Genomic DNA, 13,109 nt, shown 5'->3' on the forward strand with positions numbered 1-13,109 from the left:
CCCTTCATGCCCTCCCAATCACAAACTAGCATACTCATGTAAGTTTACATGATCGGGGAGGGATAGTTATTAAAAAGTGTTCAATTCTATCGAGCAGAATGTGTTAACTCTAGATTAGCAGTTACATATGGCTGAAGATATTGGTACTGAAATGTCTCAAGAAGTTTTAAAACATGGTGCAGAAGTAGCTGCTTCCTATTCGATTGATGTAGCGAAAGATAAATTGAAAGAAAAATACGGTTCTAGCATTGCAGCAAAAGTGACTCCATATTTAGCTTTCTTTGCTTGGTCATATACTGCGGTAGATGTATTTTCTACTGTAGGAAAAGGCCTCACTTTATCCACATTAGCATCCGCAGCCAATGATGACGAAGGACTTATATACGAAGAGTCAAGAAGCACGGGGGATACTTCTAAATGGTATAGATGGGATGATGATTCACCTTATGGTTCTTATCCGTATGCAAAATTGGGTCCGAATAAATACCAATATGGAGATGTAGAAAAACACTAATAAAGTGAAATTTGTGTTATTACATATAAAAGGGACTGGTTCTAAAAGGTTTTTATCATTTCTTTTTTTTAAAAGATAAAACTGGTATTATGAAAATCAATAAAAAATATTGATATAAAAAAATGAAAGGATATTATTATGAAAAAAGCTTTAAATGTAATTCTTGTTATTTTAATACTTATTGTTTTGTACTTTTCTTTTCAAATGATTTTTCACCCTCCTGCAGTGTCAAATGCTTTAAAAATAGGAAATTTACACATTCAGTTTGGTGTATCTCTTTTATTGCTTATCTGTGTTTTAATATTCAAGCGTTCACTAAAATAAAATGCTTTTTAAGATATATAGAGAAAATCATTTAGAAATAGTAATGTCTATACACAAAACAGAATCAGACGGATTTCACCCGCCTTTCACACAACTGAAAGACGCTGATTTAGAAAGAGTAGTGGCCTTCGGACATGAGAAAGAAAAACAAGCAACCATTCGATGGGGTATATGGCATATGGCAGACCATAGCCGTTATCATCAGGCGAATATCAATTTACTTCGACGGTGGTATGCTGAACATTCTCTTAAAAATTAAAAAAATCTATGAGGGAAATAAATAAATTTTTCATGGTTGATTTTTGGGAGAGTAAGGTAGGATGCATAATGAAAATTAATCACCTAACGTTTTCAGTTTCAGATCTAGAAAAGTCGATTCATTTTTATAAGGAAGCGCTTGGCGCTACTTTACTTGTGAAAGGGGAAAAGATGGCTTATTTTGATTTAGATGGCACTTGGTTAGCTCTAAATGTAGAAAAAGATATACCGAGAAATGAAATTTACCAATCATACACCCACACCGCATTCTCCGTTACAGAAAATGAACTGGAGATATTGGAAGAAAAACTCAACGATATCGATGTTCAGATATTACCTGGAAGAAATAGAGATGCACGAGAAGGAAAGTCCATTTACTTTTTGGACCCAGATGGTCATAAATTTGAATTTCATACAGGTAATTTAGAGCAAAGAATTCAATTTTATAAAGATGAGCAGAGAAACATGGTCTTCTACTCTTAATAGGGGTAAGGAGTTAATAAATTGTTATATGATTGGCAATCAGAGACAATGTGTACAACATCCTAATGTGGAAAATGCTGTTTTAAATCAAACGTTTGTTTTGTATACACGTTCTATTAAAGACGAGTACAAAAAGAACCTTCCGACTTAAAATCGTGTTCCTTCGGGAATGTCGGGACAGCAGCCCGTTTGTTCAGGTACAAGATGTTTTGGTCATTCATCTGCATACAATGACATTGACCCAGTCGTTAACTACCTGAATAAAGGGAGGTATTCTGTTGTACCCATATGAGCAGCAATTTGGTAAAAGAAATACCCACTCTAATATAGATCGACCTTGTATGGAATGTCATGACAACCCGCAGAGACAAATTCCGCCTTTTGGAGGGCCGCCAGGTCAATTTGGACCACCAGGACAATTCGGCCCACCAGGACAATTTGGACCACCCGGGCCACCGCCGGGCGGACCACCCGGGCAGATGTCGGGGCCGCCAAGTGCTCCCCCGCCGCAATTTACCCCGTCACAGTCGGCCGAAGTCGGTGTATTTGCTGTTGATCCCGGCGCTATTCGAGGCTGCCTGTTTCGCTATACCTATGTGTGGTTGACCAACAGGCGGCAGTTTTGGTTCTACCCGGTTTTTGTCGGAAGAAGATCTGTAGCAGGGTATCGATGGACCGGATTTTTCTGGATTTACTTTGGGATTGATCTTAGACGGATTTCTTCCTTCCAGTGCTTCTGATAACTACGTTTTCTTCTAATCGATTGGATTGAATAGGAAAAGTGTCTAAGCACCATAGACTCGGGGTAAATCAATACCAGATTTCAAAAAAGGTGGCTGTTCCGAAAGGAGTTTTTTACCCTGGGAACAGCCTCTTTCTTTTCTTCTCATAGTGTTTTGACCTTGGTTTGCCGATTACGGGTGCAACGATGTACTTGGTTCCTGAATGCTGCGACACTATTATAAATGAAATTTTTTGTCTTTTTCGCTACAATAACGACATTTTTCTTCTCCCGCAGGGAATTTCCGTGCTGAGCTGAGTCATCATCCGGACAGTGTATATGTTAAAATATATCATATGAATAGGGAAAGGAAGTATAAAGATGAACAACATTAGTAGAGTGACAGCATTCGCAGAGCTGCACGGATTAATTTTATTTTATAAAGAAAATCGCGATCTGCCGGTTAGTGATGATTTCAATTTCTTCGATGAAGTGAAGAAATGTTGTGACCAGCTAGATCTCGACTACGAGGAGTTTATTAAAGAGTTCAATTTAACAACAGGGCTTTCTTAAGCCCATAAAACCAGTTTCGGACATTATGTTCGGAGATGGTTTTTTTTTGCTCAAGCAGCTCATCCCCCTCTCAACAAACACCCCCTAACTTCTCATAAAAATTATATTTTACAATAATTTTGGTGAGATTATGTCACATTTCCTCCCTTTTTTTCGTTTCCTATTCCTTTTTTCTTCATTTATTGTCTATGTCAGAAAGACTTATATATCAGTGCTTTCAAGCCCTGTTTATCAATCCTCTTGGCTGATTGGAAAGATATGCATACATGAATTTAGCCATTTAGACAAAAATAAACTAATAAATTTAGTATATAGGACAAAGAAAAAGAAAATTCTTAATTGTACGATTAACAATAATAGAACACACCAGCAGCTCACAGAATCCTAAGGGGGACATAAAACATGAAGAACCAAAAATGGTATGTAGGAACTGGCTTATCTATGATGCTTCTGCTTGCAGCATGCGGAGGCGGAGAAGGCGAATCCTCAGACGCCGATGATTCTGAAGGTGGGGGAGATTCTTCCAGTAGTGAGTTTGAAGAAATGACGATCACGTTCAGTCACAACCAGCCGGAGGAAAGTCCTGAGCACGCTGGGGCGCTGGCCTTTAAGGACGTTGTTGAAGAGCAGACAGATGGACAAGTTACGGTTGATCTCTACCCTGCTTCACAAATGGGAAGCCTTCGTGAACAGGTAGAAGGTACACAGATTGGTGAAATCGATATAACGATGCAGCCATCTGCCGTTGTTTCTCCATTCGTTGACGATATTAAAGTGATTGACCTTCCTTATCTTTGGCCGGAAAGCAATGAAGAAAAATACGAAGTGCTCGACAGTGAAGTCGGCGATGAGTTATTAGGAACTCTTGAACAAGGCGGATTCACTGGTATGGGTTATTGGCCTGGTGGATTTAAGCTTTTCACCACGAGTGGTAAAGAAATTCATGAACCTGCTGATTTTAAAGGGTTGACGATGAGAACGATGGAGTCGCCAACACTGATCGAACAGTATAAATCATGGGGCGGCAATGCAGAGCCTGTACCATATGCCGAAGTATATAACGCACTCCAGCAGGGTGTGGTAGATGGACAGGAAAATCCACTTCAGACGATTTATTTAAATGATTATCAAGAAGTACAGGATTACATTATTGAAGGCTATCACGGTACGATGACCTACCTTCTTATGGCAAACCAGGGATGGTTCGAGGGACTCGATGAAAGCATGCAGGACGTTCTGACAGAAGCAGAAGAAGAAGGCGTTACAGCAGCACGGCAGGAACTTGCAGATACAGAGGATGAATATCGTGAAAACCTTAAAAATACTGAAGGCGTTGAATACTACGAGCTGACAGAAGAAGAACGCGAAGTCTTCCGCGAAGAATCTCAGCCGATTCATGAGGCAGTTTACAGCGAAGGCCATCAGCAAGAAATTCTACAAAAAATCTATGACGAAATTGAATCAGTGACAGGAGAATAACGGTTCGGGGTTGGGGATAGTCAAGAGGCTATTCCCTCTCCCCTTTTCCATAAAGTTTAAAGTACTCATTCATTTACTTATCCGTCACCACTACAAAAGGAGGCATAACGTCTTCATGAAAACGATTAATAAAATAGAAGAAATCGTGATAGCAGTTCTCCTCATTGCGGCTACGGCTGTATTGTTTTCGAACGTTGTCCTGCGCTATGGCTTTCAGGCGAATACGAGTTGGGCCGCTGAATTTATTCGATATGCAATGATTTGGATTACCTTTATCGGCATGGGACTCTGCTTTCAGCGTGGAATTCATGTCGGCATCGATTTTTTTATGGAGTTCCTGGCTAAAAAATATAAAATTTGGATCCAGCTCCTTATCAATATCTGCATCATCCTTTTTTTAATTTTTCTCGGATGGTTCGGTTTTGAATTGGTTCAGTTTTCGATTATGACAAATCAGATCACTCCATCACTTGAACTCAGTATGTATTGGGTCTATCTGATCATACCTGTTGGTTGTTTACTGTCTATATTGCACATGGGAATTCTCACCTACAGACTCGTAACGAAAAAAGAAGAGCTATCCTTGAATAACATGAATGACTAAGGAGCTGCCATATGACTACTACTTTATTGCTTATCCTCATTATTTTCCTTTTATTTTTAGGGGCGCCCATTTTTGTGGCCCTTGGTTTGTCAGCGTTTTTAAGTGTTCTGCTGGTCAGTGATATTCAGCCGATGATTCTCGTGCAGCGAATGTTTGCCGGGCTCGATCAGTTTGCTTTGATGGCCCTTCCCTTTTTCATCCTGGCTGCAAATATTATGGAAAGCGGCGGTCTATCAAAACGGATTTTACGTTGGGCCCGCGCACTCGTTGGACATTTAGCCGGTGGTGTCGCCATGACCACCCAGGTATCGAGCATGTTTTTCGGTGCCTTGTCGGGTTCTAGTCCTGCGACTGTTATTGCCATCGGTAAAATGATGTATCCTGAATTACTCCGGCAGAAATATGACAAGGCCTTCGCTTCGGGACTTCTTGCCTCGGCAGGCTCGGTATCGTTGATTATTCCTCCAAGTATTACATTGATCGTATTAGGCTCGGTTATTACACAGGTGTCGGTCGGAGATTTATTTATCGCCGGTATCGGAGCAGGTATTATTTATGGATTGGCTGCCGTCGTTTTTATTTATTTTCATGCAAAGAAACACAACATGCCTCGTGATAAGCGGGCTTCATTTAAAGAAGTGATCACCTCTACTTTGAAAGCTTTTTGGGCGCTTATGATTCCGGTCATTATTCTGGGCGGTATTTACGCCGGTATATTCACACCGACGGAGGCAGCAGGTATATCTGCCGTTTATGCGTTAGCAATTAGTGCATTTATCTACCGGGAAATGACGTGGAAAAAACTGTACCTGGTTTTTGTCAATTCAGCGGTTACTTCGGCACAGGTACTTATTCTTGTGGCATCTGCCCAGATTCTCGGCTGGTTATTAACGCGCGGTGGTATTCCTCAGCAGGTAGCAACATTCATGTCTGAAAATATCCAATCCGCTCTGCTTTTCCTGCTTCTTCTAAATGTTGCCCTGTTGATTATGGGGATGTTTATGGAAGGTGTAGCCGCGATCATTATTATTGCGCCGCTTATTTTCCCGGCAGCGATTGCACTTGGTATTGATCCGGTCCACCTCGGAGTTGTGTTCATTTCGAACCTGGCCATTGGAATGTACACCCCGCCGTTTGGCATTAATATTTTTGTGACACAGTCGATCACAAAACAGAATATGCTCGAGATGCTGCCGGGATTGAAGCAATTCTTTTTCGTTCAGTTCGCGGCGCTCCTCGTTATCACCTATATTCCTCAGGCCTCTTTATTTCTTCTCTATTTACTTGAATAAGGGGACAGTCTCATGACAATTACATTAAAAGAAGCAATGAAAATCGGTGGTCTTAGGGAATGCCGGATTATTGCCGGTTATCAAGGGATCGAAAACAAATTAAACTATGTAACGATTATGGAAGTGCCTGATATCGTGAAATGGTTAAAAGGGAACGAACTGCTTCTTACCAGCCTTTATCCGATTAAAGATGATAAAGAAGCACAGCGTAATCTAATCCGTGAACTTCATGAACGAGGTACGAGCGCGCTTGCGATCAAGCCGAACCGTTTCACGGAGTATATTCCCTACACGATACTCGAAGCTGCTGAGAAATACTGTTTCCCCGTCATTGAGATACCGGAGCGTATTTCATATCTCGACATCCTCTCCCCTGTCATGAACAGCATATTCGACCGAAAAGTTGTCCTGCAGGAGGATATCGAGGAAGCTTATCGACTACTAAATGAAGTGTCGTTAAATGAATCAAGTATTAATCACCTGATTCATATTCTTACTCATTTAACAAAACACAACATTGCGATAGAAAGCCTTGTTTCATTCGTGAATGTCGCTGCCTTCAGCAGCAGCTTCCAGCCTCTTCACACCCAGCAGGTGGAAGAGCTTGAGCTCGTGCAGCGCCCTATACGTCTTCAAAGAAAGCACACAGATGGGAAAAGCACAAGCTGTATTACGTCTCCGATCATTGTCGACGGAAAAGTCTACGGAGTCATCTCTAGCTGGGATGAAGAAAATGAACACATCGAGGCAGACCTTGCTATTTTAGAAAGAGCCTCCTCTGTGCTTGCTCTTGAATTTATGAGAAAGAAAGTCCGTTATGAAATTGAAATCAAATACAAAAGTGATTTTTTCCGCTCATTATTAAAGGAAGACATTCTAAGCGCAAATGAAATGAAAGAGAACGCAAAAATTTATAATATCCATCCGGATCACCGCTACATTTGCTGCGCGGTTTATGTAGAAAGGGAATTATTTCTAACCGATCAATTAACAAAAATCGAACTCATTATCAAGCAGATTGAAACAGATGCCGTGGTCGGGGTGATGAATCAAATGCTCTATATTCTCTTTCCTTCCATTGATAAGGAAGAGTCGGATGTTCTCCTGCAGATTCGGCGTCTGATAAGAGAATTACAGGCATCGTTAAAAATTATTCCGGCTGCAGGTATCGGACGAATAGCAGAAGCGGATGTCACCGGTATTCAAGAAAGCTTCCGTCAGGCAGAGCTAGCCATTTCCATCAGCCGCTCGCTCCCTTTAAAGGAAAATGCAGTCGTTCATTATGACGAGCTTGGCGTTTACCGCTTATTTGTCCACATGGACAAGAAGGAAGAAATGGTGAGGTTTCATCAGGAAACGGTCGGAAACCTGATTGAATACGATAAAAACCACAATTTAGAACTAATGCGGACCGTTGAGGCTTATTTTCTGCATAATGAATCCCTGGCTGCTACATCTGAAAGCCTTTATATTCATGTCAATACGCTGAAATACCGACTTCAAAAAGTTAAAACGTTGACCGGGTTGAGCTTTCAGCATTCAGAAGAAAAAATGATGATTCAGCTCGGCATGAAAATACATTACTTTTTAACAAACAGTTATCTAACCCCCTAAAAAAGCTTACTTTTATTTGTCTATTCCGACATCGTACTGCTGCGGTCCGGAATTATAAAATGAAAGGAGAGATATAACACGCATTTTTTAGGAAACGGAGTTGAGGTGAAAAGATGGGAACGGAACGCGTACAAACGTGGTTAAAAGAAATAAATTCAATTGGTGCCTCCGACAATGGAGTAAATCGGCTCGCATACACGAAGGAAGAAAGCAAGGCGATAGCGTTGTTTTCATCATGGTGTGAGAAAGAAGGAATGACTGTATCCGAGGATTCTGCAGGCAACGTTATAGCGCGTAGAAATGGTACCGAAGACCTGGCCTCTGTCGCTATTGGTTCTCATCTAGATACCGTCTATTCCGGAGGCTGCTTCGATGGGACGATTGGTGTCCTTGCCGGCCTGGAAATTGTGAGCCGGCTTAATGAACGAAAAATACAAACGAAGCATCCTGTCGACATTATCGTTTTCCGATCAGAAGAATCATCAAGATTCGGAGTTTCCACTATCGGCAGCAAATGGATGGCCGGGGAGGGCTCCTCTTCCATGGGCTCGTTAACCGATAGAGACGGTATTCGGTTGGAGGATGCCGTAAAGGAAGCAGGGCTTTCTTTCTCTCGGTTTCCAAAGGCTGAAAAAAAAGTGCAGGATTTTAAAGCTTTTTTAGAAATGCATATAGAACAGGGGCCGGCTCTTGAGGATGAAAATCGCTCGATTGCGATCGCCTGCAGTATTGCTGCCCCGCTGCGGGTAAGAGCCACCATCACTGGAAAAGCTTCTCATTCCGGGACAACGTCGATGGATACAAGAAAGGACGCACTCACCGGTGCCTCTGAGCTTATTCTTGCTCTTGAAAAAGCAGCCCGTAAGGAAAAGGAACATGGAACGGTAGCCACTGCAGGAAGCATCAAAACGCATCCGGGGGCTATGAATGTTGTTCCAGGTGAATGTGTCATTGATATTGACATACGCAGCAGTGATGTCCGGTCCAGAAAAAAAGTATTGCGTTCAATTCAGCATAAAGCCAAAAAAATAGAACAGACCAGGAAGCTTTTCGTTCGATTTGAATCGTTATCGGAGGAAGACCCGGTTCCATTAAGTGACGTGATCAAAAAGAAATTTGAGGCAGCCTGCCGTGAGCTTGATATTTCTCCATTGAAAATAGTGAGCGGTGCCGGACATGATGTGATGAACATGGCAAAGAAATGGCCTTCCGGATTAATTTTTGTTCCATCTGTTAATGGCCTCAGTCATCACCCTGACGAATACACCAGAAAAGCAGATATTACCCTCGGGGTCGATGTGTTGGAGCACACAGTCCTGTCCCTTGCGGAAGGCACTCTCTCCCCTGGTCAGAAAGGAGGCGTCAACTATGAAGCAGCACCTTCTTAAGGTTCTTTCTAACGTTCAGGTCAGTGCCCGTTATTGGCACATGACGCTTGATACCTCCAGAGTCCAGGAAACGATTAAACCCGGTCAGTTTTTCCACGTACGCTGCTCGGATGAATATACCCCATTTCTGCGTAGGCCTTTCAGCATTTATCTAATCAACAAGGAAGAGCGGACGATTGAATTTCTCTACCTTGTGAAAGGTGAAGGCACAGCGGCGCTGACGAAAAAGGAAAGCGGCGATACGGTCGATTTGTTTGGGCCGGCTGGAAAAGGGTTTCAAATTCCAGAGCATGCCAAAGAAATTCTACTGCTCGCAAGAGGGGTCGGCATTGCGACACTTGCCGCTCTCGCCCAGGAAGCGTCTTTCCAGGGGGTTCATTGCACAGCAGTTTTAAGCGCCAGATCGAAGGATGATCTGCTCGCCGCGGACATGCTGAAGGCATTCGGTACAAAGGTATATCCGGTGACAGAGGAAGAACAAACGAGCGACGTCGAATCGGTGGAACGACTTATGCATCAGAAAATGAAAGAAAAGAAGATAGATGCTATTTATACTTGCGGATCAAAGCGTTTATCAAAGCTTGCCCAGCGATTTGCCGATCATTATAACCTTCCTGGGGAAATTGCGCTTGAGGAGCATATGGGGTGCGCCATGGGGGCATGCTTTGCTTGTGTCTGTGATATCGAAGAAGACGACGGCAGCCACAAATCGGTCAGAGTATGTATTGACGGCCCCGTCTTTCCATTAAAAAAGGTGGTGCTCTCATGATTGCAAGGCGTAACACGAGTATTCGTATTGGATCATTAACCCTTTCTAACCCTGTTATGCCGGCTTCCGGAGCATTCGGTCCGGAAATGCATGAAGTTATCGATTTTAATAAACTCGGCGCGATCGTCCCAAAAAGTATTACGAAGCATCCCCGCCCGGGAAATCAGACACCAAGAGTATGCGAAACACCGAGCGGTATGATCAATTCCATCGGTATACAGTCCAAAGGGATTGATTATTACGTCAAATACGTTATTCCCGACTATGCCCAGTACGATGCTCCTATCATTTCAAGTATATCCGCTGATTCAATTGAAGAATTTTGTGAAATGTCTGAACTGCTCGGCAGACATAAGCATATCGATGCGCTTGAACTCAATATTTCCTGTCCAAATTTAAAGGGGGACGGCCATGCTTTTGGAATGGATGCAGACGTCACCTACCAATTGATGCAAAAAGTACGACGGGTGACCGAGGTGCCGTTGATTGCTAAGTTGACACCAAACGTAACCAGCATTCAGGATATTGCGAAAGCAGCAGAAAAAGGCGGCGCTGATGCCCTGACCGTAGCTAATACACTTCTTGCTATGGCGATTGATACGGAAACCCGTAAACCTAGAATCGGCAATGTCATGGGGGGGTTGTCCGGTTCCGCTGTTAAACCGATTATCGTCCGAATGATTTATCAAACCGCCCAGGTCACTTCCATTCCTATCATTGGATGCGGAGGCATCATGAACGGAAAAGATGCGGTCGAAATGATGATTGCAGGCGCCTCTGCCGTTCAAGTCGGAACAGCAAGTTTTATTCACCCTACCGCGCTCACTGATGTGCTTTCTGATATTCAAGACTATATGCAAAGGCATGACATTGATGATGTGAATGACTTAATTGGCACCGTTCAGTTGTAAGAAAAAAGGAGAGAAAACCGTATGGCGACGTGTGACTTATGTATTAAAAACGGCACCCTGGTAACTGGCACAGAAACATATCAAGCAACTATTTATGTAAAAGATGAAAAAATCATAGCTGTAACTGCACCAGATGTCAAACTGCTGGAAGCTAATGAAACCATCGATGCTGCCGGCCTTCATGTGCTTCCCGGCCTCATGGATACCCATGTCCACTCCCGAGACCCCGGCCCGACACATAAAGAAGATTTTTATCACTCCACGCGTGCAGCTGCAGCCGGTGGAATAACTACGGTATTTGAAATGCCTAATACCACACCGCCTGTCGATAATGCTGCACACTTCGATCAACAGAAAGACAATCTTTCTTCAAAAGCCGCCGTTGATTTCGGCTTATGGGGCATTTGTCTTGGTCATCTCAATAATAATAAGATTCTCGAGCTTCATGAACGCGGTGTCATTTCCTTTAAATTCTTCTGGGGCTACGCCGTGCATGAGAAAACGTTCCAATTGATGTATAACTACAAACCAGGAATGGACAATGTTATTCCTCCTTTCCATGATGGAGAGGTATATGAAATGATGGAGCATGTCTCGAATACCGGACAGATTTTTGCTGTACATGCAGAAAATAACGATTTGATCCAAACGCTGACAAGCCGGGTAGAAGAACGCGGCGGCAGCAGCTACGGCGATCTGCTTGAAGGCCGCCCTTCTCTTGCTGAGGTATTGACGGTCCAGACAGGCATTTCAATGGCAAGGGCGACTGGTGTCCGTTTTCACGTGCTGCACGTCAGCAGCGGCGAAGCGGTGGAGCTTGTCAGACAGGCACAACACGAAGGACTTCCTGTCACTGTAGAAACCTGCCCTCATTACCTCTTTTTGTCCGCCGAGCAGTATAACGACATCGGCTCTACGATGAAGGTTTATCCACCGGTGAAATTTAAAAAAGATCAAGACGCGATTTGGGAGGGGATAAAGGATGGGACGATTTCCGCTGTCTGTTCTGACCATGCCCCTCACACCGCCGAAGAAAAAGATGGGGAACTCTGGTCGATTCCCGCCGGTATGTGCGGCGTCGAAACACTTGCACCGCTCATGCTGAATGCCGTCAGCGAAAAACGGATCTCATTAAACCGTTTTGTTCAGCTGCTTTCTGAAGAGCCTGCCAGGATGTACGGAATCGCTCCTCAAAAAGGCACGCTTCAACCTGGTTCTGATGCTGATTTTACGTTTGTAGATATGAATAAAGAAGGAACAATCGAAGTCGAAAAACTTCACAGTAAAAGCAAGGTGTCCGCTTATAACGGCTTTCCTGTGAAAGGATGGCCTGTTCGTACCATCGTACGCGGCAGAACTGTCATGCATAATGGCAGCGTGATCGAAGACTCCACCGGACAGCTGGTCACTCCTGTTCAAAAAGGAACGGCGATTCATGGATAAGCACCCAGTTGCCAACCATATTCAAAGTCACCGATCTACAAGAAAATTTAAGAATACACGTATTCCAGAGGAGATCATAAAAGAAATTATTACCTCAGCACAATGGGCTCCGACCTCTCACAATGTACAGGCCTACAGTATTATTTCTATCACCGATCAAACACTGCGGGTCGAATTAGCCCATTTATGCGGAGATCAAAAATATGTAAAGGAAGCCCCGGCTTTTTTTGTATTCACAGCTGACTTTTATCCTCATTCTCTTATAAGCCGCCGGCTTGAGGTCCCATTTGAAATGGAGGAAACGGAAAATGTCATCGTCGGAGCCGTTGACACTGCTCTTGCTGCCCAAAACGCTTTGCTGACAGCCCGCGCTTACGGACTCGGAGGAGTGATGATCGGCGGTATCCGCAACCATTCCGAAAAAGTGGCAAAGCTTTTAAAACTTCCGGAATGGACATTTCCGGTCATGGGACTTTGCCTCGGCTACCCTGCTTCCATTACAGATCAAAAGCCGCGCTTCCCATTATACGGGGTGCTGCATGAGAATCATTACGACGCCAATGATATCGAAAAAGCGATAGTTGAATACGACGAGCGCACCCTACATTATTACAGTAATAGAAAACCAAACCCTAAGCAGTCGGGCTGGAGTTCGCAGATGGCAGCCTACCTCTCCACTCCCCGCCGTCCCGGGGTTACTGCATTTCTAAAAAAACAAGGCTTCAAGATGAAATAA

13 protein-coding genes and 1 pseudogene are annotated in these 13,109 nt (G+C 43.4%); all 14 read left to right on the forward strand.

Going from position 1 to position 13,109, the window contains the following annotated elements; all coding sequences use genetic code 11:
- Positions 1 to 127 precede the first annotated feature (127 nt).
- Positions 128 to 514 carry a hypothetical protein gene (locus ACE4RR_RS19835; RefSeq protein ID WP_375537172.1) on the forward strand — a complete coding sequence of 129 codons (387 nt, stop codon included), beginning with the start codon at positions 128 to 130 and terminating at the stop codon, positions 512 to 514.
- Between the two features lie 418 nt (positions 515 to 932).
- Positions 933 to 1,097: pseudogene (locus tag ACE4RR_RS21550) on the forward strand (DinB family protein); the annotation flags it as partial.
- A 68-nt stretch (positions 1,098 to 1,165) separates the two neighbouring features.
- Positions 1,166 to 1,579: a metallothiol transferase FosB gene (gene fosB, locus ACE4RR_RS19840; protein ID WP_375537173.1), complete on the forward strand. Its 414-nt coding sequence runs from the start codon at positions 1,166 to 1,168 to the stop codon at positions 1,577 to 1,579.
- Positions 1,580 to 1,920: 341 nt separating this feature from the next.
- The gene (locus ACE4RR_RS19845) at positions 1,921 to 2,319 is read left to right on the forward strand and encodes a collagen-like protein (protein WP_375537199.1); all 399 of its coding nucleotides are present in this window, start codon (positions 1,921 to 1,923) and stop codon (positions 2,317 to 2,319) included.
- Positions 2,320 to 2,681: 362 nt separating this feature from the next.
- Entirely contained in the window at positions 2,682 to 2,873 is a 192-nt protein-coding gene (locus ACE4RR_RS19850) for a hypothetical protein (RefSeq protein ID WP_375537174.1), read from the forward strand.
- Positions 2,874 to 3,275: 402 nt separating this feature from the next.
- Positions 3,276 to 4,352 (forward strand): TRAP transporter substrate-binding protein, encoded by a 1,077-nt coding sequence (locus ACE4RR_RS19855; RefSeq protein ID WP_375537175.1) that lies wholly within the window; start codon positions 3,276 to 3,278, stop codon positions 4,350 to 4,352.
- Positions 4,353 to 4,467: 115 nt separating this feature from the next.
- A complete protein-coding gene (locus tag ACE4RR_RS19860) occupies positions 4,468 to 4,956 on the forward strand; it encodes a TRAP transporter small permease (protein WP_375537176.1) in 489 nt (162 codons plus the stop codon).
- An 11-nt stretch (positions 4,957 to 4,967) separates the two neighbouring features.
- Complete coding sequence (locus ACE4RR_RS19865; RefSeq protein WP_375537177.1) at positions 4,968 to 6,248, forward strand: TRAP transporter large permease; 1,281 nt, start codon at positions 4,968 to 4,970, stop codon at positions 6,246 to 6,248.
- Between the two features lie 12 nt (positions 6,249 to 6,260).
- On the forward strand, positions 6,261 to 7,862 hold the full coding sequence (locus tag ACE4RR_RS19870) for a PucR family transcriptional regulator (protein ID WP_375537178.1): 1,602 nt from the start codon (positions 6,261 to 6,263) through the stop codon (positions 7,860 to 7,862).
- Positions 7,863 to 7,975: 113 nt separating this feature from the next.
- The gene (locus tag ACE4RR_RS19875) at positions 7,976 to 9,250 is read left to right on the forward strand and encodes a Zn-dependent hydrolase (RefSeq protein WP_375537179.1); all 1,275 of its coding nucleotides are present in this window, start codon (positions 7,976 to 7,978) and stop codon (positions 9,248 to 9,250) included.
- On the forward strand, positions 9,231 to 10,019 hold the full coding sequence (locus tag ACE4RR_RS19880) for a dihydroorotate dehydrogenase electron transfer subunit (RefSeq protein WP_375537180.1): 789 nt from the start codon (positions 9,231 to 9,233) through the stop codon (positions 10,017 to 10,019). Before ACE4RR_RS19875 ends, ACE4RR_RS19880 begins: the two co-directional genes overlap by 20 nt.
- Positions 10,016 to 10,930: a dihydroorotate dehydrogenase gene (locus tag ACE4RR_RS19885; protein WP_375537181.1), complete on the forward strand. Its 915-nt coding sequence runs from the start codon at positions 10,016 to 10,018 to the stop codon at positions 10,928 to 10,930. Before ACE4RR_RS19880 ends, ACE4RR_RS19885 begins: the two co-directional genes overlap by 4 nt.
- A gap of 21 nt (positions 10,931 to 10,951) precedes the next feature.
- The gene (gene allB, locus ACE4RR_RS19890) at positions 10,952 to 12,373 is read left to right on the forward strand and encodes an allantoinase AllB (RefSeq protein ID WP_375537182.1); all 1,422 of its coding nucleotides are present in this window, start codon (positions 10,952 to 10,954) and stop codon (positions 12,371 to 12,373) included.
- The gene (gene nfsA / locus ACE4RR_RS19895) at positions 12,366 to 13,109 is read left to right on the forward strand and encodes an oxygen-insensitive NADPH nitroreductase (RefSeq protein WP_375537183.1); all 744 of its coding nucleotides are present in this window, start codon (positions 12,366 to 12,368) and stop codon (positions 13,107 to 13,109) included. The genes allB and nfsA overlap by 8 nt, the downstream gene beginning before the upstream one ends.

The sequence above is a fragment of the Alteribacillus sp. HJP-4 genome, assembly GCF_042139015.1.
GTDB lineage: Bacteria > Bacillota > Bacilli > Bacillales > Marinococcaceae > JBHIKY01.